Source organism: Oxynema mangrovii CENA135, assembly GCF_016632315.1.
In the GTDB taxonomy this organism is placed as follows: Bacteria; Cyanobacteriota; Cyanobacteriia; order Cyanobacteriales; family Laspinemataceae; genus Oxynema; species Oxynema aestuarii.
This window is the reverse complement of the sequence record NZ_JAEOXH010000002.1, coordinates 350345-373368: the sequence shown is the minus strand read 5'-3', so window position 1 is coordinate 373368 and position 23024 is coordinate 350345. Positions and strand designations below refer to the sequence as shown.

At 52.4% G+C, this 23024-nt stretch carries 18 protein-coding genes; 12 read left to right on the top strand and 6 right to left on the bottom strand.

Features of this window, described 5'->3' with window-relative positions; all coding sequences use genetic code 11:
• Nucleotides 1-76: 76 nt before the first annotated feature.
• Nucleotides 77-3553, bottom strand: coding sequence for a response regulator (locus JJD41_RS15435; protein ID WP_200668022.1), 3477 nt, complete (start codon nucleotides 3551-3553; stop codon nucleotides 77-79).
• Nucleotides 3554-4253: 700 nt separating this feature from the next.
• On the opposite strand from JJD41_RS15435, the gene JJD41_RS24855 reads away from it, so the two are divergent.
• Complete coding sequence (locus JJD41_RS24855; RefSeq protein ID WP_200668018.1) at nucleotides 4254-4850, top strand: GNAT family N-acetyltransferase; 597 nt, start codon at nucleotides 4254-4256, stop codon at nucleotides 4848-4850.
• 472 nt (nucleotides 4851-5322) lie between these two features.
• Entirely contained in the window at nucleotides 5323-5916 is a 594-nt protein-coding gene (locus tag JJD41_RS15420; protein WP_234488858.1) for a hypothetical protein, read from the top strand.
• 63 nt (nucleotides 5917-5979) lie between these two features.
• On the opposite strand, the gene JJD41_RS15415 is transcribed toward JJD41_RS15420, so the two are convergent.
• On the bottom strand, nucleotides 5980-7119 hold the full coding sequence (locus JJD41_RS15415) for a histidinol-phosphate transaminase (protein ID WP_200668016.1): 1140 nt from the start codon (nucleotides 7117-7119) through the stop codon (nucleotides 5980-5982).
• A 370-nt stretch (nucleotides 7120-7489) separates the two neighbouring features.
• On the opposite strand from JJD41_RS15415, the gene JJD41_RS15410 reads away from it, so the two are divergent.
• Together JJD41_RS15410 and JJD41_RS15405 are read left to right on the top strand one after the other, a co-directional pair.
• On the top strand, nucleotides 7490-8593 hold the full coding sequence (locus JJD41_RS15410) for an inositol-3-phosphate synthase (RefSeq protein ID WP_200668014.1): 1104 nt from the start codon (nucleotides 7490-7492) through the stop codon (nucleotides 8591-8593).
• Between the two features lie 181 nt (nucleotides 8594-8774).
• Nucleotides 8775-9650 carry a PfkB family carbohydrate kinase gene (locus tag JJD41_RS15405; RefSeq protein ID WP_200668012.1) on the top strand — a complete coding sequence of 292 codons (876 nt, stop codon included), beginning with the start codon at nucleotides 8775-8777 and terminating at the stop codon, nucleotides 9648-9650.
• A 28-nt stretch (nucleotides 9651-9678) separates the two neighbouring features.
• Here JJD41_RS15405 and JJD41_RS15400 read toward each other — a convergent pair whose 3' ends face one another.
• Complete coding sequence (locus JJD41_RS15400) at nucleotides 9679-10230, bottom strand: CDP-alcohol phosphatidyltransferase family protein (RefSeq protein WP_200668010.1); 552 nt, start codon at nucleotides 10228-10230, stop codon at nucleotides 9679-9681.
• 147 nt (nucleotides 10231-10377) lie between these two features.
• Nucleotides 10378-11352: an N-acetylglucosamine kinase gene (locus JJD41_RS15395; RefSeq protein ID WP_200668008.1), complete on the bottom strand. Its 975-nt coding sequence runs from the start codon at nucleotides 11350-11352 to the stop codon at nucleotides 10378-10380.
• Nucleotides 11353-11465: 113 nt separating this feature from the next.
• Between JJD41_RS15395 and JJD41_RS15390 the strand changes: the two genes are divergently transcribed.
• Nucleotides 11466-14075: a M1 family metallopeptidase gene (locus tag JJD41_RS15390; RefSeq protein WP_200668006.1), complete on the top strand. Its 2610-nt coding sequence runs from the start codon at nucleotides 11466-11468 to the stop codon at nucleotides 14073-14075.
• Nucleotides 14076-14203: 128 nt separating this feature from the next.
• On the opposite strand, the gene JJD41_RS24850 is transcribed toward JJD41_RS15390, so the two are convergent.
• Entirely contained in the window at nucleotides 14204-14512 is a 309-nt protein-coding gene (locus JJD41_RS24850; RefSeq protein ID WP_234488857.1) for a hypothetical protein, read from the bottom strand.
• Nucleotides 14513-14875: 363 nt separating this feature from the next.
• Nucleotides 14876-16513, bottom strand: coding sequence for an AAA family ATPase (locus JJD41_RS15380; protein ID WP_305082418.1), 1638 nt, complete (start codon nucleotides 16511-16513; stop codon nucleotides 14876-14878).
• A gap of 410 nt (nucleotides 16514-16923) precedes the next feature.
• On the opposite strand from JJD41_RS15380, the gene JJD41_RS15375 reads away from it, so the two are divergent.
• From JJD41_RS15375 to JJD41_RS15345, 7 genes are all read left to right on the top strand, one after another.
• Complete coding sequence (locus tag JJD41_RS15375) at nucleotides 16924-18465, top strand: hypothetical protein (RefSeq protein ID WP_200668004.1); 1542 nt, start codon at nucleotides 16924-16926, stop codon at nucleotides 18463-18465.
• A 72-nt stretch (nucleotides 18466-18537) separates the two neighbouring features.
• Nucleotides 18538-19314 (top strand): transporter, encoded by a 777-nt coding sequence (locus JJD41_RS15370; RefSeq protein ID WP_200668002.1) that lies wholly within the window; start codon nucleotides 18538-18540, stop codon nucleotides 19312-19314.
• Between the two features lie 186 nt (nucleotides 19315-19500).
• Nucleotides 19501-19821 carry a PepSY domain-containing protein gene (locus tag JJD41_RS15365; protein ID WP_234488856.1) on the top strand — a complete coding sequence of 107 codons (321 nt, stop codon included), beginning with the start codon at nucleotides 19501-19503 and terminating at the stop codon, nucleotides 19819-19821.
• A 249-nt stretch (nucleotides 19822-20070) separates the two neighbouring features.
• Nucleotides 20071-20769, top strand: coding sequence for a two-component system response regulator RppA (rppA, locus tag JJD41_RS15360; protein WP_200667998.1), 699 nt, complete (start codon nucleotides 20071-20073; stop codon nucleotides 20767-20769).
• A 239-nt stretch (nucleotides 20770-21008) separates the two neighbouring features.
• On the top strand, nucleotides 21009-22391 hold the full coding sequence (gene rppB, locus JJD41_RS15355) for a two-component system sensor histidine kinase RppB (protein ID WP_200667996.1): 1383 nt from the start codon (nucleotides 21009-21011) through the stop codon (nucleotides 22389-22391).
• A gap of 70 nt (nucleotides 22392-22461) precedes the next feature.
• Entirely contained in the window at nucleotides 22462-22797 is a 336-nt protein-coding gene (locus JJD41_RS15350; protein WP_200667994.1) for a hypothetical protein, read from the top strand.
• The gene (locus tag JJD41_RS15345) at nucleotides 22794-23021 is read left to right on the top strand and encodes a hypothetical protein (protein ID WP_200667992.1); all 228 of its coding nucleotides are present in this window, start codon (nucleotides 22794-22796) and stop codon (nucleotides 23019-23021) included. Before JJD41_RS15350 ends, JJD41_RS15345 begins: the two co-directional genes overlap by 4 nt.
• Nucleotides 23022-23024: the final 3 nt, after the last annotated feature.

Sequence of the window (23024 nt, the reverse complement as noted above, 5' to 3'; positions counted from 1 at the left end):
GCGCAACGCAGACCTTGACAACATCGCGCTTCAAATTCACCGGGAAATTGCCCTTCCGGAGGAAGCGCGATCGCGCTCAACCCCCCGCTTCGGGATCGACCACAAACGTCAACACCGTCTCGTCAATCCCTTTGAGCTGCAACGGGCGACACTTGCGAATCTCCTCGTCCGGCAAATAATCCGCCACGGCAGCCGAGACCAAAATACAATCGGGATCGGCGACTTCCTGGAGACGGGCGGCAATATTGACACTCGGCCCGATCGCCGTGTAGTCCGAGCGTTCCGGGCTGCCGAACATGCCTACCACCGCCGTTCCCTGGTGAATGCCGCAACGAAAGCGCACCCGAGGCAGACCCCGGGCTTCCCAGTTTTGGTTGAGGCGATCGAGGCGGCGGTGCATCTGGCGGGCTGCCGCCACGGCCCGCAACACCTGTTCGTTCGGCGAACATTCTTCGGGTGCGCCGAAAATGGCCATCACCGCATCGCCGACAAACTTATCCACAGTCCCGCCATTGTCGAACACCGCTTGGGTCATTTCCGCCAAATACTCGTTGAGAATTTCCGCCACCCGGCGCGATCGCACCGTATTCGCCAACTGAGTAAACCCGACGATATCGCTAAATAAAATCGCGATCAAACGGGGTTCCGGACGCAAATCGAGAGCCAGTTCTCCCGTTGCCGCCTTTTCCACCAACGTCGGCGGCAAAAAGCGCTTGAGAACCGACTCAGTTAAATACCGATTCAACTCGGCGACCCGGCGTTCGTTTTCCTTGAGCGCCAGCAGATTGCGAACTTGGGCCAACAACTCGCGATCGTTAAACGGCTTCGCCAAATACGTATCGGCCCCCTTCTCCACCCCTTCAATCCGGGTTTCCTCGTTGACCTTCGCCGTGAGCAAGATTATTGGAATGCCCTTAAGCCGAGCATCCTGACGAATCATGCGGATTAAATCCAACCCCGACACCAACGGCATCATCAAATCGCTGACGATCAAGTCCGGTGGTTGGGATTGGGCGCTGTCAAAGCCTTCGGCGCCGTTGCGGGCGAACGAGACCCGATAACCTTCCGGTTCGAGAATCGAGGCGACGTAGTGGCGCAAATCGGCGTTATCGTCCACCACCAGAACCCGCGCCCCGATCGCCACCGCCTCGCGTTCGCCCGCCGCCGTCGGCAACTCGGCGGGCAACCCTTGCCAATCCGTGGCATTTTGTAAATCCATTTCCACATCGGCCAATTCCACGGCGGAACGGCGGGGGCTAACTTCCGTCGGCACTTCCAAGACGCGATCGCTCGGCAAGTGGGCGTTACCCATCGGCAACCACACCGTAAAGCGACTGCCTTGACCGTAAACCGACTCCACCGTAATTTGACCGCCGTGGAGTTCCACCAACTCCTTGACCAGGGCCAACCCCAAGCCACTGCCTTCGTAAGAGCGATTCGCCGATCCTTCCGCCTGACGAAAGCGCTCGAACAGGTGGGGGATCTGATCCGTGCGAATGCCGATTCCCGTATCGCCGACCTGGACGATCGCGCGATCGCCCGCCTGATGCAAGCTCACCACGATGCGTCCGCCCCTCGGCGTAAACTTGATCGCATTCGACATCAAGTTATAAAGAACTTTGTCGAACTTTTCGAGATCCAAATAAATCGGTTCGCACGGCTCGATCTCGGCGATCGCCGTCAACCCTTTTTTCTCGCAATAGGGGCGGAACATCTCCACCGTTTGGCCGACGAAGGCGACTAAATCGCACGGGCGGAACGTGGCCTGCATTTTCCCCGCATCGAGGCGCTGGAGGTCGAGCAGTTGGTTGACCAGGCGCAGCAGGCGGCGACTGTTGCGCAGGGCGACTTCTGCTTGCTCGGGAGGGAGGGGTTGCTGGCGTTCCACCGCCGCTTCGAGCGGACCGAGCATCAGGGTGAGGGGGGTGCGAAATTCGTGGGAAATATTTTGAAAAAATTCGGTTTTGAGACGGTTGAGTTCGAGCAGGCGTTCCGCTTGCTGGCGGGTTTTTTGATAGAGGCGCGACTGTTGGACGGCGATCGCCGCTTGGGCCGCCACCGCCTGGGCCAAGTCGATTTCTGACGGCTGCCAGTGGCGCGGGTTGTGGCTTTGACGCAGGGAAATACTGCCGATAATTTTGCCGTCGCCGATCAGGGGAACCACGAGTAAGGCCCGGGCCGGAAGGCGCAAGGGCAGGTCTACCCCGGCAAATTCCGGGGTCAGTTGCAAGTCGTTGACGACGACGGGCGCTTGAGTCGTGAGCAAGCGTTGTTGAACCGGATTGCCGCGAATGGGAACGAGCGATCGCGGTAATTCGGACGGGAAATGGCGGCCCGAGGGGAGCGAGTCCCCTTCCTCCGGAGCGCGATCGCCTTCGTCCCCCGCCGTCAGGGAACTGTCGTGGGAGACTTCCACCGCTTGCAAGCTGGCATCGTACAGGCCCACGCACTGCACGTATTCGTCATCTTCAGTCCACAACGAGAGGGCGCAGCCGTCCGCCTGCAAAGCTTGTCCGAGTTGTTCGGCGATCGCCGCAAAAATATCTTGCGGGTTGAGACTCGACCGGATTGCCGTCGTAATCGCGTTAATTAGGGCTTCCTGTTTCGCCAGGGCCTGCACTTGCGCGTAAGCTCTCGCCTGGGACAACGACAGTCCGGCTTGATCGGCGACCATAAACACTAACTGCACTTCGTCGTCTTGCCACGAATGCGGTTCGCCGCATTGATGCAGGGCCAACACCGCCAGTAAATCCATCCGAAACATCAACGGGACGATCAAACTCGACCGGATATTTGCCGCCCGATAGGCGGCTCGTCGTCGTTCGGCAGCCTCGCTGTCGTCCTGAAACAGGGGATGTGTTTCTACATCGTCGATCGCTTCGAGGTCGTAGGTCAGCCAGACCGTTTCCGCCAAGATTTCCGGGGGTAGGGTGGGGGTGTGGCCCCCTTTGGTTTTTTGATAGACGAACGATTCCTCGTCCAGGCGGTCGTCTTGACAGGCGCGCACGATCGCGTAACTCGCTTCAAACATTTGACCGAGGGTTTGGACGATCGTTTGCAGGATCTGGCGGTCCGTCGTGCGCGATCGAATCGTATTGGTAATCGCGTTGAGCAAAGATTCCTGGCGCAAGGTGCGGCAGAGTTCGCGGGTGCGCGCCTTGAGGACGTTGTGGGTGTCGATCGCCTGGGCGACCACCCCTTTGAGTTTCTCGTCGTTCCAGGGTTTGGTGACGTATTTAAAGACTTTACCGGAGTTGATCGCATCGACGAGATCTTCGACGTCGGTGTAAGCGGTGAGGATGATCCGGATCGTGTCCGGATATTGGGTCGCCGTCAGGCTGAGAAATTCCGTGCCACTCATGCGCGGCATCCGTTGGTCGGAGATAATCACGGCGATATCCCCTTCGCGATCGAGCAGTTGCAGGGCGTCTTGGGCGTTGTCGGCTCTCAGAACGCGATAATCGTGATAAAAGGTGCGATAAAGCAAGTCGAGATTGTCCGGCTCGTCATCGACGACCAGAATTTTCGGCTTACTTTTGGCTTCCTCACTCATGCACCGATCTCCTGCTGCAAGGGGTCTCAACATTCACGCCGATAGGGATTGGGGCGTCGCGATCGCCCGGCTCGATGCCTCAAGCCCCCGGGTGTCGCCGCCTGCGGGCGCGATCCCGGCTCGTCCCCCCTGTCCGGCGAAGATCTCGGATGCTGCCTCCCACGGCGCATCCCGTTTTCAAACCCTTTAGCCCCCGTTCTATCCTCTGTTAATGGGTTGTGTCTGCTCACGTCAGCCAAAATCAGGACGCTTTCCTCGGATACAATCTTAAAGGTCAATTATCGCTCGTTCGTTCACCCACGGGAGAGTTCCCTAGCCACTCCAGGGGTGCAGTGGACGGGGGAAGCTCTTTTGAGTTTACCTGGGGTTCTGGCATGGCGGCCAACCTTTTGCTCGAATCGCCGCGATCTGCTCCCGGGGCTTCCGGATGCTCCCGGCGATCGCGGGCATTAGCAAGTATTCTCGGCGATCTCCTCAGTCTCTTGACTCGACCCCCGGCGATCGCTCGCCGTCCACAACCGACAACCCCCCAGTCAATTTGTGGCATAGTAAGAGTTGGAATGATTATTTAGGTTTAGTTAAGATTTCCATTTTTTTTGATCTTTGTTTGAATTTTTTTCTGTCTGTACGGCACGCTATTCTAAAATTCAGATGGGCGTGGCGTAACCTAAACCACCCACTTTTTTCCCCATAATTAAATGTGAACTTATCTTTCACGACCCCCCAACAGCGTCACCCCGAAACGACCCATCTAGCTGCCGGGTCGTCCGGTTTTACGATCGCGACGGCTGTACCCGAAGACTTACCGAAAATCGCCGATATTCTCACCGAAAGTTTTCACGGTCCCAACGACCCGATGTGTTGGTTGAATCCCCTGCTGCGGGTCGGAATTCACGAAGATCTGCGAACCCGCTTGCGATCGCGCTCTCCCCATTACATCTGTTTGGTCGCCGTCACCCCGTCTCCCGTGCGCGAGGCGATCGCCACCGTCGAAATGGCCTTACGCAGTCCGCATCCCTGGCCTTTGGACACTTCCTCCTTCCCCTACTTATCCAATTTAGCCGTCGCCCCTCATTCCCGGCGACGGGGCGCCGCTCGGCACCTCTTGCTCGCTTGCGAAGAAATTGCCCGCGAGTGGGGCTATCAAGAACTCTACCTCCACGTTTTAGAAAACAATCGTCCTGCCAGACGGCTTTATTTTAAAATGGGCTATCGTTTGCGTCAGGTCGATTGGAGTTGGGGCGCGTGGTTGTTCGGACAACCCCGACGCTTACTGTTACACAAATCTCTCCACTAAAGTCGCTCGACTCGCCGAGACCCCACGACCCCCGCGCCCGTCCTCTATTCTGGCTGGAGATCCGGCTATTTTTTTGAGAAAAAATATTATCGGATTTGCTTTGGGATCGCGGCTGGACTGACGAATGAGGCACGGCTGAAAGGATCGCACTCCCTTCGTAGCGATCGCCACAATTCGCCTCAAAAGCGCTCGCCACTCTCCCCCGATCTCCCTTCAGTCGTGTCAATTTTTGATGAAGTTAAAGGCGCTTTCCCTTATAATTTATCTTAGCTTTACAATCTCTTTAGAAAATCTAGGCAATTCTTTAGCCTTTCTTTTCAGAAATAAATACTCAACCCAGTGGATTACTGCATGATAGAGACAGAAGACTAAAAAGTAATCCCGAGAATTTTGGCGAGCGAAATCGCCCTTACCGGGGTCTCAATTCTGCGCTCTCAAACTTAGGTTGCCTGACCGGGAGAGAAACATTCAGATGATTGCGAATCAGCAACAGCGCACCCTCGAAGCGTCGGACACTGTAGGGCTAGTGCCAGACTCTTATCGAGTGGGCCGAACGAACGGCGATCGCCAGGGGGATCGAGTTGCATCCAACCCTTGTACGGCCTTGATCGGCGCTCCGCAACGGCGAGATTTACTCGCTCAACTCAATAGCGGTCAACTGCTCGTCGTGGATCGCCGCCGCCGCAATGGCTTAATTATTTACAAGCGCTACCACGCTGAATTTGCCGGACCGGGAGCCGCCGTGGGGGGCTTATTCGATCTCGAATGCCAGCAAGTCGTACCCGTCGGCGATGTGGCCTTAGTCTATCCGGAATCTTACGAAGAACGACAACAAGCCTTTACGATCCGCCGTCACTGGATTCGCCTCACCGAACAACTGACCGCCAATCCCATTCCCTTGAAAAGGGCGCAGCAGATCCTCACCCAATTCGGCCATTATTTCGACTGGCAGACCGTCGAAGACGTTCCCGACGAAGCGTTTGCCCGTTTGGTGGGGGTTTTACCCCGCACGGTGACGATGGTTCGACACGCGGCCACCCAAGGGCGATCGCCGATCGCCGTTTGAGAACAGACCCCCCCGCGATCGCCCCTTACTCCCACGAGTAGGGGGCTTGTCGCACGATCGCCTTCAAGAGGAGGCGCCGAGTAAACCTTGAAAGTTTTCGAGAGTGCGCTGGTTTTCGCTGGGAGTCCCGACGGTGACGCGCAAACCGTCGCAGGTGTAGCGCACCAAGGTGCCTCGGGTTTTGAGTTCGGCGGCGAGACGGGCGAGATCCAGGGGCGTTTGGCGATCGCCGCGCAGGTAGATAAAATTAGCGCTACTCGGCCATACGGTCAAACCGGATAAGTTAGAGAGAGACTGGTAGAGGCGATCTCGTTCGGCCAGGGTTTCGGGAATACTGGCGAGTAAGTGCGATCGCTGTTGCATCGCCAATTCGGCGGCAACTTGGGAAAAACTCGGCAAGTTGTAAGGGAGGCGGATTTTTTCTAACGCGGCGATTAAGTCCGGATGGGCGATCGCGTAGCCGACCCGCATCGCGGCGAGGCGAAAGGCTTTAGAAAAGGTTCGCAAGATCGCCCAATTCGGGTGTTGCTTCAGTTCGCCGACCAGAGTGGTTTGACTGAACTCGAAATACGCCTCGTCAACGACCACGAGAATATTGTCCGGAATGGCGCGCAACCAGTCGATTTCCGCCGGAGTGAGGGCGTTCGCCGTCGGCGAATTGGGATGAACCACGAAAATAACGCGAATGGGTGGATTTTTCTGAGTTTCCAGCGCCTGTTGAGCCGCATCGAGATCGATCGCGAAATTCTCCTCGTGGCGTCCGACGGCGATCGCCTCGATCCCGAGAGTTTGGGCGAGAATGGCATACATCGAAAACGTCGGATCGGCGACTAAAATCGACCCTTGTCCGTTGAGACAGGTGGCAATTAAGATCGATCGAATTAACTCGTCCGAACCGTTACCCACCGAGAGTTGAGACGGGGCGATCGCCCCCGCACTCAGCCCCGCCGATTCGTTGACATATTCGGCGATCGCCTCCCGTAAAGAGTGGTGAGTCCCGTCGGGATAGCGATTGGTTTCGATCAGTTGTTCGTAAGTCCACCCGAGTTTTTGTTTCAACTCGGCAGGCAGATCGTAAGGACTTTCATTGGTATCGAGGCGATCGCGCCGGATCGGCGTGGCGCTGACCCCCTCCATTGCCGTTTCCGGATGGGGCGTATAAGCCTTGAGATCCGACAAATCGGAGCGAATGAAACTGAGCATGAAATTGTCAACCGTTAACGTAGAACTAGACCGCTATCACCAGTATCGTCGCGGCGGTTAACTTCCCGCAATAGCGCCGGGAATCCCTCCCGGTCCACCCCCGTAACCGACTCCAAACCGGGAACGGGCAACACCCAAATCAAACCGTTAAAATGGCTGAGGAATCCCGCCTCAAGGCCCCTCCCTCTTTTTATCCCTTTGATTGGCGATCTTGGAGGAGATCGCCGCGCGATCGCCCGCTAACCGGAAACCTGGGGTTCGAGAAGACCTAAAGTCCCAAGTCTCGATACTTATTTTTTCTCCCATAGTTGTGTTATTGTGAACTTTGGCAATTGGGAGCTTCCAAGTACGTAGAAGACGGTAACTGCTTGTGGATAAAATCAAACTCGCGATTGTAGGTGTTGGTAACTGTGCTAGTTCGTTGGTACAGGGAATTTACTTTTATAAAGATAAAAGTAGTGAAGAAGCCATCGGCTTAATGCACTGGGAACTCGGCGGTTACAAGCCCTACGATATCCAAATCGTAGCGGCTTTTGACATCGACAAACGCAAAGTGGGGAAAGATGTCTCTGAAGCCATTTTTTCTCAACCAAACTGTACGACCAAATTCTGTGAAACCGTTCCGGAAATCGGCGTTAAAGTCAGCATGGGTAGAATCTTGGATGGATTCTCAGAACACATGCAAGACTATGAAGAGCGCTATACATTTACGCCGAGTGATGCCCCCGAACCCACTCGTGAAGATGTTATCGAGATCTTAAAAGAATCCGGTACGGAAGTTTTAATTAATTATCTCCCCGTCGGGTCGGAAGAAGCGGCTAACTTTTATGCCGAATGTGCTTTGGAAGCCGGAGTAGCTTTTATTAACTGCATTCCTGTCTTTATTGCCAGCAATCCTCTCTGGGCGGATAAATTTGCTTCTCGCAATATTCCGATTATCGGCGACGACATTAAATCGCAACTCGGCGCCACCATCGTTCACCGAACCCTGTCGGATTTAGCCCGCAGAAGAGGGGTAAAAATTGAGAGAACCTATCAACTCAATACGGGGGGAAATAGCGATTTTCTCAATATGTTAAATCGCAGCCGACTCAAATCGAAAAAAGAGTCAAAAACTGAAGCCGTTCAGTCCGCGTGCGAAAAACGACTGGAAGATGAGAACATTCACGTCGGACCGAGTGATTACGTTCCCTGGCAAAAAGATAATAAAGTTTGCTTTATTCGCATCGAAGGTAAACTATTTGGCGACGTGCCAATGAATATCGAATTGCGGCTTTCTGTAGAAGATTCGCCTAACTCCGCCGGGGTGGCGATCGATGCCATTCGCTGCTGTAAAGTCGCCCTCGATCGCGGTCAAGGAGGCGTTCTCTATTCGCCGTCTTCTTACTTCATGAAGCACCCCCCCAATCAATATCCCGATTCCGATGCTTATCGGATGACTGAGGAATTTATTAACGGATTTCGAGAGTATTAAATCTCGATCCGAACTCAAGGGACTGCGCGCGATCGCAGTCCTTTTTTATTTTAGATTTTAGATTGAGCAAGTTAGGAAATCGAGAATTAAGAATCGGGATTGAGCAAAGAAGCAACACCATCCCGACGCCTAACACCCCACTCCCGACGGGTATTTCTTGCCTTAACCTCCGTGTTTCCCCATGTTCGATATTTGCATTATCGGTCACGTTACTAAAGATATTATTCGGATTGACGGTGAAATTACCCGAGAAATTGCGGGGGGAACGGCGATTTATAGCGCTTTAGCCCTCAGAAGTTTGGGGGCGAATGTCGCCGTCGCGACCAAAACGGCGGGGGACGATCGCCCCTTCGTCAATCAAGAATTGGAACGATGGGGAATTACGGTTTTTTGGCAAGAAAGCGAAAAAACGACCATTTTTGAAAATAATTATCGACGGGACGATCTCGATCGCCGTACCCAGAACGTGCGGGCGATCGCCGATCCCTTTACCGTTGAAGATCTTGCTCAAATTGAGGCCAAAATTGTTCATCTCGGCCCCTTAATTCAGGGAGATATTCCCATAGATATTATTGCGACCATTCGCGATCTCAATAAGTTTAAAACTTGTCAAATTTCCCTCGACGCCCAAGGCTATTTACGAAGGGTTGATGCTGCTGAAACAGTCCGTCCCGTCGATTGGAACGAGAAAGAAACGGGGCTGCAATTCGTCGATATTCTCAAAGTCGATCGCGCCGAATCCCGCCTTTTGTCGGGGTGCGATCGCCCCGAAGAAGCGGCAAAAGTGCTGGCTAACTTGGGTGTCCGAGAAGTCGTCATTACCTTCGGAAGTGGTGGATCTTATATTTACACTGGCGATCGCGGCGATCGCGTTCCCGCCTTTACTCCACAAGAGGAAGTCGATCCCACCGGATGCGGCGATACCTACATCGCGGGTTATCTCTACCAACGTTTATTAGGGCGGCAAGGGCGCGAAGCCGGGGAATTTGCCGCGCGCCTCGCCACTCGAAAATTAGAAGGCTTCGGACCGCTTAAAACTGGGTTTGACAAGAAATAAAAGGCAGGGCTACAACACAGACTTTCTTTTACGGATCGGCGTGAGTGACTTGATAGACGCGAACGATGCGTTGTAAGGCGGTAAACAGACTGGCGATCGCCAAAATCCAGATGGCTAGATCGAGGACATCGAGGATTAAACCCGTCGCCAAGACGATGACGCGCCCCAAACGAGGAAACCAACCGACTTTGCACTCAATTCCCAAGCCTTCCGCCCGCGCCCGGGTGTAACTGACCATTAACGATCCTAACAAGGCGAGATCGCAAACTAAGACATTAATAAACTCTTGTCGCTGAATCAATAAAGCGGCGATACCGATTAAAATGGCGGCTTCGGAAAAGCGGTCTAAAACCGAGTCGAAAAAAGCACCGAAGGCGGTCGATCGCCCCAACACCCGGGCGACTGCCCCATCTAAAACATCGAGAGGCATGGCGATAAATGCCATCAAACATCCTCCGAAAATGGGTTCGCCGAAGGCAATAAAAGTTCCGGCGACCAGATTGAGGATCGCACTCATCGCCGTGATGGCATTAGGAGAAATGCCGAATTTGGCGATGGCTTTCGCGATCGGTTCGATCATGAATTGTGTGTGATTTCTAGCCCAAGTCTCCACGAACTCCTCACCCAAATTAATGACAAATTTTGGCTGTAGTTATCTTAGCGTTGAAATTTGGGGAGTTGGGAATCTGTAGTGCGGGCATTTTGCCTTCATCCAACACCGGGTCACTTACGACAAAACGAGCAAAGCAGCGCCATAGGCGGGTTCGTGTCGGGGCCAGATGACTGAGGCGAAGGGGGCAATCTGGTGTAGGTTTTGGCAAAAACGATCGCGCAGGATCTGACTTTTCCAGGCGCCGCCGATGGTGACGACCTCGAAAGGTTCGTCAGGGTTGAACAAGGGTGCAAACACGGCGCGGGTGGCGAGGAGGAGTTCGTCGGCGGCGCGATCGAGGATGTCGAGGGCGATCGCGTCGCTATTGCGGGCGCAGCGATCGACGATCGCGGCGTAGGCGGCGAGTTCTTTGACTGCCAAACCGCGACGGTAGACGAGTTCGATTAAACTTTGTAAGTTATCGAGTTCGAGGTGTTGGCGAAATGCCTCGGTTAACGCCGTGGCAGGCGATCGCCCGTCTTCGGCGCGGACGGCGGCGCGCAGTCCGGCGAGGGCGATCCAGTAGGCGCTTCCTTCGTCGCCGAGGAGATAACCCCAGCCACTCGATCGCCGGGTTGCGCCGTGGCGGTTGCGTCCGTAGGCGATCGCCCCGGTTCCCGCGATCGTGGCGACGCCGACATTGGCGCCGACGCCTCCTGTCAGGGCGATCGCGCAGTCGTGGGCGATCGCGATTTTATCCGGGGACAGTTGCCAGCGATCGCCGAATTCCGGGCGTTGCTGGAGGCGATCGACCGAGGCGCGAATCACCTCCAGATCCCGCGATCGCCCGACGCCCGCCAATCCCAAGCCGATCGCGCCGATGCGCCCCTCGGACACCCCAGCCAAGGCGCCGGAAATTGCTTGGGCGATCGCCGCTTCCGCCGCCTCCACTCCCACACTTTGATAGTTCGACGGTCCGCCTTCCCCGCGTCCGAGAATCTCTCCCGACGGGGCGATCGCCACGCAAGCGGTTTTTGTCCCGCCCCCGTCCACCCCTAAAATAAGAGTCTCCGGATGCTTCGTTACTTCTGTTCCTTGGTTTGCACTCACGCGCGCCTACTCCCTGCCCTTGGTCGGGAACCACCTGAAAGCGTTAACCTGATTAAAGATATCTCATACCGCCTCGTTCGGCACTTTTCAGTCTTATCCGTAAATCGATTACCATGTCCCACACTTACAATTATTTTGATACTGACGAAAACGGTCGCAAATCCTTTGAACTTCCCGGGGCCAAACCCCATTACAACCCCGATCGCCCCGGACAGGTCCGGCATATCTTTTTAGACCTCAGCCTAGATATTCCCAAACAACGCTATAGCGGGACTTGTAGCATCACCCTCAACCCCGTTCGCACCGGGATCGACCGCCTCACCCTCGATGCGGTCAACCTCGAGATCGCCTCGGTCAAAATCGGCGACGACGACCAACCCTTCGACTACGACGGCGAAAACCTCGACATCCGACTGAGTACCCCCACCGAAGCCGATCGCGCGATCGTCCTCGAAATCGCCTACAGTGTGGACGATCCCCAACGCGGACTCTATTTCATCGGTCCGGATAAAGACTATCCCGACAAACCCGTGCAAGTCTGGACCCAAGGCGAAGACGAAGACTCTCGCTTCTGGTTTCCCTGTTTCGACTATCCCGGACAACTCGCCACCTCGGAAATTCGCGTCCGCGTTCCCAAAGCGTACACCGCGATTTCTAACGGCGAACTCGTCGGCGTCGAAGAAGATGGGAAAGAAAAGATCTTTCACTGGCGCCAAAACGAAGTCCATCCTACTTATTTAATGACCCTCGCCGTCGGCGATTTTGCCGAATTGCGCGACGAATGGAACGGCAAACCCGTCACCTATTATGTCGAGAAAGGACGGGAAGATGACGCCCGCCGCAGCATGGGCAAAACGCCCCAGATGATCGAGTTTTTCAGCGAAACGTTCGGCTATCCTTATCCTTATCCGAAATACGCACAAGTCTGCGTTGCCGACTTCATTTTCGGCGGCATGGAGAATACTTCTACTACTTTATTAACCGATCGCTGTCTGCTCGACGAACGGTCGGTAATTGACGATCCGCGCACGGAAAGCCTAGTCGCGCACGAATTGGCGCACCAATGGTTCGGCGACTTAGTCGTGATCGAACATTGGTCTCATGCTTGGATTAAAGAGGGGATGGCGTCTTATTCCGAGGTGTTGTGGACGGAGAAGGAATACGGAAAAGAAGATGCGGCGTATTATTTGCTCAATGAAGCGCGGAGTTATTTAGCAGAAGATAGCAGCCGCTATCGGCGGGCGATCGTCACTCACGTGTATCGGGAGGCGATCGAATTGTACGATCGCCACCTGTACGAAAAAGGCGCCTGTGTCTATCACATGATTCGCGCCGAATTGGGAGATGAGTTATTTAAAAAGGCAATTCATACTTTTGTCAATGACAACGCCCACAATACCGTGGGAACCGTCGATTTGTTACGGGCGATCGACAAAGCCACCGGACGCAATTTAGCCTTTTTATTCGACCAATATGTTTATCGCGGCGGCCATCCGGAATATAAGGTCTCTTATTCTTGGGATGGAGACGCTAAATTAGCGCAAGTCAAAGTCGTTCAAGCGCAAATTAAAGACAGTAAAACCGCGAAGTTACCCCATAAAGAGTTATTCGATCTGAAAATACCGATCGCCTTCGGTTATACCGAAAAAGGGAAAGAAGCGGAGCTGAAAACCTTTACCGTTCGCGTCCACGAACGGGAGCATACTTTCTATTTTCCCTTGGAAGAGAAACCGAACTTCATTAGTTTTGATGCGGGCAACCACCATCTCAAAACGGTGACGCTGGAATATGCGATCGGCGAACTCAAAGCCCAGTTAACGGGCGATCCAGACCCGGTTTCGCGCATTGAGGCGGCGAAAGCTTTGGCGAAAAAAGGCAGCTTGGAGGCCGTAAAAGCCCTCAGTGACGCCCTAAAAAATGAATCGTTCTGGGGCGTTCGCGTCGAAGTGGCGAAACAACTCGGCACGGTGAAACTCGACCAAGCCTTCGATGGATTGGTGAAGGGATTGAAGGATAAAGATGCGCGCGTCCGTCGGGCCGTCGTCGAAGCTTTAGGGAGTATCAAAACTCACGCCAGTTATAAGGCGATCAAACCCTTGGTGAAGAAAGGAGATGAGAGTTATTTAGTCGAAGCTTCGGCGGCGAAAGCGGTCGGGGCGATCGCCGCTTCTCAACTAGAGGAAAAGCCCAAAGAAAGTAAGGCGATCGAGTTATTAAAAACCGTCCTCGAACAACGGGCCGGATGGAATGAAGTTGTTCGCAGTGGCGCCATTTCTGGCTTGAGTCAGATGAAAACCTCGGAAGCCGCGTTAAATCTGATTTTGGACTATACTGCTTCCGGTACGCCGCAACCCTTGCGTTTGGCCGCCATTCGCGCCCTCGGCAGCATTTCTACGGGTCAAAGTGCGACTAATTTAGAGCGGATTTTAGAACGCTTATCTCAACTGGCGGACGAAACATTTTTCCTCACACAAGTGTCTGTCGTCGTCGCTTTGGGACAGATGGAAACGCCAAAGGCGATCGCGATCTTACAAAGTTTAAGCGATCGTACCCCCGACGGTCGAGTTCGTCGCATCGCCGAAGAAGCCGTCGGTAAAGTGCAGAAAAAGATCGGATCCGATAAAGCCGTTAAAGCCTTACGCAGCGAAGTAGACCAACTCAAAAAAGAGAATCAAGAACTCCGCAGCCGTTTGGAAAAACTCGAAGCCTTATCCAAATCTTAGATCCCCTACAGGGACACGGCAATGCCGTGTCCTTTTACCTCTATTCTTAAAATTCAAATTTAAATTAAAGAAATGTTCCGCAGTTTTCTTGGTGAAACCGATGGTAAATAAATCGAGCCGATCGCTGATTAGAATAGCTCCTGACTTTCTACATAGGCAATCTTATCACCTTGAAGTTTATAAGCTTCAATCGAACATTCTTCTCGGGTGGATAAAGTTTGTTCCACTTGCTCGAATAAAGAAAGTTGAATAGGTTGAGTTCGATGTTCTTTAAATTCGCTAAAACCATGCTTGGCGAGCATTCTATCTTCTAAATTATGGTGAGTTTCTAAATCTCCATTTTTTAAAATGCGATCGATTTCTAAGTCGAAGTGACACAGAGACTGACAGATTAAGATCGCCCGATGACAAGTGAGCGGATCTTGCTCGGCGCACATCAGAGAAATTCGATGTTTTTTAACCCTTTTAGGAGTCTTTCTATTTCGCGTTGAAAGACATCGGTTTTAGCAATTTTTTCATATACTGCTTTTCCTTCAAAATAACAACTTCTATCGTCCGGTCTAGCTCCTAATTCTTGACCGAGAAAGACATATTTAATCCCTTCTTTTTATAGATAGGGTTGCAACATTTTTCGACTGAAATGCGGTAAGAATTTGCTATATGGATGGGAACGTACAGCGCCAATCGCATCAATACGATGGGTTTTCAAAAGATCGACAAACGCTTCGATCTCGTGATTCGAGGCCCACCCCCCATCCACCTCTCAATCTAAACCCTAAACTCTAAAATCCAAACGTCCCTCAATCCACCTCTAACGGACCGATCCCGCGATCGGGGACGTAGTGACTCATCTCTTGCACTAATTCCGTATCTTTAGACGCCGTTCGCGCCCCCGCTTCCGCCGCCCAGTGCTTGAGATCTTCGATTTGACTGCGCGCGATCGCCGCAAGCGGAACCGTTTCCTCAATTGCACGCAAGATATCTTCCGTCGAAAAATCCCGGCGTCGTCCGTTCTCCACCCGCGCGAACGCTCGATGCATTCCATCGACGATCGCCTGTTCGATTTCGGCGCCGCTAAAATTCTTCGCCTGAGTCGCCAGTAACCCCAAATCGAATTCTCGCAATCGCGACGGGCGCAATCGTTGCAAGTGTACTTTAAAAATTGCTTGCCGTTCCTCGAAATTGGGCAAATTAATAAAGAAAATTTCGTCAAATCGACCTTTTCGCAGTAACTCCGCAGGCAAAATTCGCACGTTGTTCGCCGTCGCCACGATAAACACCGGGGCGGTTTTTTCCTGCATCCAGGTAATCAACGACCCGAACACCCGGCGCGAAGTCCCCGAGTCGCCGTCGGTTCCACTGGAAATATTGCCGAAAGCTTTGTCGATTTCGTCGATCCAGAGGATACACGGTGCGATCGCTTCTGCAAGCTGGATCATCTGTCTCACTCGCGATTCGCTTTCCCCGACAATCCCGCCGAACAGGCGCCCGGTATCCAACCGCAACAAGGGTAAACGCCATTCGTGGGCGATCGTTTTCGCCGAGAGGGACTTTCCCGTTCCCTGAATTCCCACCAGCAACACCCCTTTCGGATTCGGTATTCCGTAGCGCCGCGCCTCCTCGGTGAACACGTCCCGACGCATTCGCACCCACTGTTTTAAATTCTCCAATCCCCCTACGTTTTTGAGGGATTCCCGGGCGGTGAAAAACTCTAAAATCCCCGTCTGGCGGATAGTTTGGCGCTTCTCGTTGAGAACCCCTTCGATGTCGGTTTCGTTGACTTCCTGTTTCGCCGCCAGCGCCAGGGCTAACACGCGCTGAATCCGGGCGCGACTCAATCCCTGACAGGCTTTCACCAGTTGTTCCCGCGCCACGGGGCTGAGTTTGAGCTTGTCCGGGGAGACGAGACGGGAGAGGAGATAGTCGATTTCCCGTTCGTTGGGGAGGGGAAAGTCGATGACGGTGACTTCTTCGCGCAGTTCTTCGGGGATGGCGAGTTCGTGACTGGTGAGAATGGCGGTTTTGCGCGATCGCTTTAACTCCCGGGTTAAGTTGCGCAATTCGCGCACTACCGGGGTATTACTACTGACGTGGGGGTTTTTTAAAATCGGGTGCAAGTCGCGCAGGACGAACAGGGTGTTATCTTGCGGCGGCGCCTTCGCCACGCGGTCTAACGCCGCCATCACCGACCCTTTCGCCGATCCGTTGTCACTCCAACCGCGCACTAAATCCCACCATAACAATTGTCGGCGATCGAGGCGTTTTGCCACTTGGGCGAGCACTTCTTCAACGGGTTCTTCTTCGACGGCGACGATATACAGCAAGGGATAGCGCGCCCGAATCATTAAATCCAGTCGGGAAATCAGGGGCGCGTGAGGACTGCTTTCACCGCCGAGTACGGCGTCGGAGGGGGTCGGGTTTTGGGGAGTTCGTTGCATTGAGGATCGGATGAAACCAATCCTATTGTAGGAACAGACCGGGGAAGTCAGGAATAGGAGCAATGGACGACTTTAGCGATCGCCCTCGACTGGATAGCGATATCGATTGGTTAGTTGATGTTTCCATAGATGCAAGTTTGTTCGCTCGGTTGCGCGTGCAACACTACTGATAAGACCTTTTAACTTGCTCGATTAATTTGCGAACGGTAAATACTTTAAAAGAGCATTTACGCAAACCTATATTCAATCCAATTAAATGAAGTGATTCCCATCATTTAAAACTTAACTTGAATCGACTTTAAATCCACTAAACCCCTTTAAAACCCATTTCATCTCCATTTCATATTTGTTTGTCAGAGTAAGAACAACTTGCCAAAGTTCCTCGATACCTTACTCCCGACAACAAACCGATGAAACCTCGAACTTCATGGCGTCGATGGGGTGCGATCGCCCTCAGTAGCGTGTTAGCCTTAAGCTTAGGTAGCCGCGCGATCGCCGAAAAACGCAACCTCGTTTCCCACCCACGCACCCCCTACCGCCTCGCTTTCTACAACCGCCACAACCGTAGCTATCGCGTCGCCGGGGCGCTGCACTTCGCCCACAGCAAACTGCACGACGTTTTATTACTCACTCCCTTCAAAAATCACAGCGCCGAAGACGCCAAACTCTACGCCGAAATTATCGATTTTTACAACAATCCGCCGCGTATCGAACCGTCAATGGAACTGTACGCCCCCTACAGCGCCCGTGCAAGTTGGCGGTTATTTTTAACCATCGATTCGATTCACCTCCTCCACGAGATGACCGAGGATATTATGTCCGATGCGGATATTCCTTGGAACCAGAAAGGAAAAGCCCTCTACGAAGCCTACGAATACTACAAATCCACCTATTCCGACATCGCCCTCAGTCCCGCGCCCTTAGATGTCACCATGCGCCGCGCCGCCGTGATGATGAAGCCCTACTTCAGCCTCACGCGCAACTACTATCCTCAATCGAATAACTTTTTCTATGCAGCACACTGGTGGCACCCCGCCGTTTACGAATCGATGATGGTCAGTGGGAACGACAGCGAACAGGACGCCACGATGCAACGGATGGAAGACTTATTTCAATCGCAAGTCGTCCCCGACCCGCCATTGAGGATGATTTTATCCCGCGAAGGAATGCCGCGTTACAGTCGCCTCTCTCCGGAAACGGCGAACATTTTCGATAACCTGCACATGCTGCACGGGATGACATACGATATTTTCGCCTATGACGGATGGACTGTGGAAGAAAAACGCGCCGAACTCTATCGCGTTCTCGATGCGATGAGTTATCAGCCCGGAGATGAAAAATTGGTGCGTAAATTTACGACACCCAAGCCAGAAATTAACCCGTTAGTTTATGACCAGTGGGTGAAAAGTCCCGAAGGCGCGATGAGTCAGATGATGTTAGAAATGCTCGATGAAATGATGCCGATGATGGCGAATTCTTCTGGCGGACACGGACACCAGACTCACGTCAATAGGGAAATGTCGCAACCTCATGATTACCACGATGAAGATGGCGAAAATCATGACAACCATGACGGTCATCGCGGTCATGGGAATGATGAGAATCATCATCAAGATGACGATCGAGATCGTCACGGTAACTCTAATCCTTCCGAGATGACAATGTCCGCAGAAATGCAGGAAATGCACGAGCAACTACGGACACAATTAAAACTTAAGTTAACTCCCGGAATTCAAGAGGGCGAACTTGCCGGATCCTTTGCAGATGCGATGAACACGATGATGCCAGGAATGGAGATGTCTTCTCATTCGATGAAGGCGGGAGAGTCCAATCCGATGATGGTAGAAATGATGCTAGAAGGATGGCGTCAGAAATATGGAAATTTAGCGGATATTGAAGGAATTGGTATGGATCGCGATCCGTCTCCCTCCGAGTTATCTCGTAGAGAGTAATTGGTTGCAATATCTTTTCTGTAAATAGGCTATAAATTCGGATTTGGGGAGTTATTTAAAACAGTGAAAAGCATGAAATCTCGGTTATGGCCGATCGCGCCTTCCGTGCTAGCCCTTTTAACGGGAACGATCGCAGAATTGGGAATTTTGAAAGAGGCGATCGCTGCCGACCATCTTAACTTAGAAGAAGGACTTCCCGCCGAAGTGGAAGATGCGTATTCTCTCGGTTTTGGTGGCTTTGAATTTCAAGGAGTTTTTCATTACGATCGCGTTGAAGGTGAAGATATTTTTACCCTCGATCCTCGTTTAGAATGGGGTTTTGCTCGCAACTGGCAGGCAAAACTATCGGTTCCTGTCGTCCTCGGATCGGAAGAAAATGATATCGGCGATATCTCTGCAGAAGTTTTTTATAACTTCAATACAGAGACGTTAAGCACTCCGGCGATCGCCCTTTCCGCAAGTGCCGATTTTCCTACAGGTTCCGATAGTAAAGGAGTCGATCCAACTTTAAAATTATTAGTCACTAAAAGTATTGGAACTGGCAACAATCTCGATCGCCTGCACTTAAATCTCGGTTGGACTTATAATAGCGAGCAACAAGACAACGAGCGCCAAAATGCTTTGTCTGTTACATTAGGCTACAGTCGTCGTTTGGGGTCTGAAACTATTTTAGTTTCGGATGTGGTTTTCGAGCAAGAAAAAGAGGAAGACGCCGAAATCTACTTAATCGAACTCGGCGTTCGTCACCAACTCTCTCCCCTCAATGTTTTAGCAGTTGGCGCCGGAGTCGGACTCGGTGAAGAATCTCCAGATTTACGAATTACTGCAGGATTTCAACAGTCTTTTTAAAGTAAAGTTAAGGATTTTATCGCCATGGCTGAACTCGTCCGGTATATCCTCCAATTTTTTATTCCTGTTGAGATCGGAATGACAGATTGTCAATCTTGTTCGTTCGCGCTTTGCAGTCATAAACTGTAACAAATTTTGAACTAACTGCATTTATTTTTCTCATTGTTTGAGGTATGCTTCTGGGGTATGCTCACTCGGCAGATTTATTGCAGTTGTTTTGGTGGTGTCGTGTTTATTAATAAAGCTAGATTGCGTCAATTACATCGTACTCTAGCCCCCATCATGGTTTTCCCTCTTCTCCTGACTTTAATTACTGGATTTGCTTTTCAATTTGCCGCACTTAACGATAAAAGTAGCGAATTTCTCTGGTTACTCGATCTCCATCGCGGTAAATTTGGTAGAATCGATCTACAAATAATTTACCCTTTTCTCAATGCGCTGGGTTTATTAACTTTAGTGATGACTGGAGTGTTGATGTGGTTGCAAATTCCACCGCGTCGAACTTAATTCAATCAAATAAAGAGCAATCATCACCCATCATTGTAACCATCGAAGGACGAAATTTTAACCCGATTCTCCCCTGGGTAAATGCGAGGTCGGTGGGTAGATTTTCTTATGGTAATGACAGCTTAAATCGAAGGAGTAAAATAATAAAAATTAGAGGGAATACTCGCTTTTTAGTTGAGAAAATAGGCAAAATGTCTGCACCACAGGTTTAATACTTGTGATTTTTTTATGTTTCTTTCTTGCTGTTACATGAAACTACTGTTAGTTGAAGATGAACCCGATCTCGGATCTGCGATTAAACGCACTTTAACTCAGGAGGCTTATGTTGTCGATTGGTTGCAAGATGGATACGAAGCCTGGAGCTATTTAGAAACGGACTGGACACAATATACTCTGGCTATTGTTGATTGGTTATTACCAGGTTTATCTGGTTTGGAATTGTGCAAGCGATTGCGTCGCAAAAATAGTCCGTTACCCGTGCTGATGTTGACGGCGAAAGATACGGAAGCGGATAAGGTGGAAGGATTGGATGCTGGCGCAGATGATTATTTAGTCAAGCCATTTGGGATGGCGGAGCTATTGGCGCGGTTGCGGGCGCTGCAGCGACGATCGCCCCAATTGCAGGTTCAACCGTTACAAGTGGGAAATCTAAGGTTGGATTACACCAAAAAATCGTTATTTTATCGGGAAAGCTCGGGAGAAGATCGCGAAATTTCGTTAACGAATAAGGAGTTTCAGTTATTGGAATATTTTATGCGTCATCCCAACCAAATTCTCGATCGCGATCGCATTTTATCCCAACTGTGGGAGGTCGGTGCAGAACCAGAAAGTAATGTGGTCGCCGCTCAAATTCGCTTGTTGCGTCGCAAGTTATCTCAATGTCAATATCCGGAGTTTATTGAGACGGTTTATGGATTGGGGTATCGCTTCAATTCCGATCGCTGCTAATGGTTGACGATCGTGTTAATTTTTGTAAAAAAATACGATTTTGTCGCGATTTTTTTGGTTTTGGCTCTTGTTTTTGACGGTCGCTTCTGATAAACTTTTATATTATAATGGGAATATTGACAAAAATTTGAAATTTAGTTATATTCCTATTATCTAAAATAATAGCATAAAATCAAGTCTTCCGCGCAAGAATTTTCCCTACTTTTTTAGCCGCCAAGCGCCCTAAAATCTACAATCCTATGAATCCCCATCCCTTATTCCAAAAAACGCGCTGGCGGTTGGCGTGTTGGTATGCCGGAGTTATGGGAATCATCTTGAGTTTGTCCGGGTTTGGGGTTTACGAGGCGATCGCCCACGCCCATCGGATGACCCTCGATCGCGAATTGGAATCGGTCGCGGGAACCTTGCACGACACCTTAGAAACAGTGTTAGAAACTCCAGGACAGTTAGAAAGCGACGCCCTGAGATTTTTACCGGAACTGTGCCTGAGTGGGGTTTCGTGCGCGATCGCCCCCGGAAAAGAACCGATTCTCGGATCCCTGACCCAAAATCACTACTATTTGCGCCTGCTCGATCGGTCAGGAAGACCGATCGCCGTCGCCGGAGTGCTACCGGAAGGCTTGCAGATCCCCCCACCGCACGTTCGATGGCAGACGATCGCCGATCCGACCGCGACGGGGCGCTATCACCAACTCTCGCAAATACTGCACGCCCGCGACGGCCAAAATTGGGGATACTTGCAATTGGGGCGATCGCTCGAAGAATGGGACAACTACCTGCGGGCCGTCCGCATCGTCCTCATCCTCGGTTTACCCGTCGCCCTCGGCTTTACCGTCCTCGCCGGATGGATTCTCGCCGGAGTGGCGATGCAACCGATTTACCACTCCTACCGCCACATCCAACAATTTACCGCCGATGCGGCCCACGAACTGCGAACGCCCCTCGCCGCCATTCGCGCCACTGTCGAAACCACCTTGCGATCGCCCGTTTTGAACGAAAACGACGCCCGCGAAACCCTCAACAGCGTCGAACGGCAAAACCTGAGACTGTCCGCCTTAGTGACGGATTTACTGTTGCTCTCGCGACTCGATCGCCAACAAGCACCGGAAAAACGACAACGGTGCAGCCTCGACGACTCGATCTCCGACGTGGTCGAAGAACTCGCCCCGTTGGCGATCGCCGCCGAGGTGCAATTGCGCGCCCAATTCAACGACGATCGCCCCTGTTACGTCTGGGGTCACGAACCCCAACTGTATCGAGTCCTGTCCAACTTGGTCGCCAATGCGATTCAATATACCCCCGCCGGGGGCGAAGTCGTCGTGAAGCTAGACAGTGCCCCCCACTGGGCGATCGTTCGGGTCGTCGATACGGGAATCGGTATTCCTCCCGAACAACGCGGGCACATTTTCGATCGCTTCTACCGGGTTCGCAACGATCGCTCCCGCCATACCGGAGGATCGGGGTTGGGATTGGCGATCGTGCGGGCGATCGTTCAAAGTCACCAGGGGACGATCGACGTGGAAAGCGCCATCGGTCGCGGGAGTACCTTTACATTGAAATTACCCCGCGATCGCAAAACGGCGGCGATTTCATCGCAATTTCATCCTTATTTGACAGACTAGAACTCACGACATCGTCGGGGCGATCGCCAGTTCCATTATTGTCTATCGTGGAAACATCGACCGCAATCTCGTGAACATCGAATTCAAACCATCTCCAATCCTTGCCCTCACTCTAGCCACGATCGCCTCGGGAGCGATCGCGATCCAGTCCCCCGAGGCGATCGCCCACGCCCCGAAATATCACCAGCGCTCTGAACGTGAATCGAACCCCTCGATCTCTCCTCAACCCGCCTCCCAGAAGGGATCCGAACCCTCTCAAGACCCGACAGCCACCGTCGCCAACCCTCACTCACCACAGACCCAACAGGGGAACTTACACCCGGGATGGAAAGAATCGGTTTTGGGTCTCCTGTTCGGCGGTTACGGTCTTTTAGTCTGGCTCAAACAGCACCTGCATCAACCATGAAACACTCTTGTTTACATCGAATCGCCCGCTCGACGGCGATCGCCCTGTCCGCCGGAACTCTTGCCCTGGGATGTTCGCCACTTCCGGAACTGCAGACGTTTTATCCGGCGCCGACGCCTTCTCCCTCGGTCCCGGCGACGCCGACGCGATCGCCCGCCGAACTCGCAGCGCTGACCCCCGCCCCCAACTGGCAGCAGGACAACCACGTTCACGCCGCTAGATAAAAC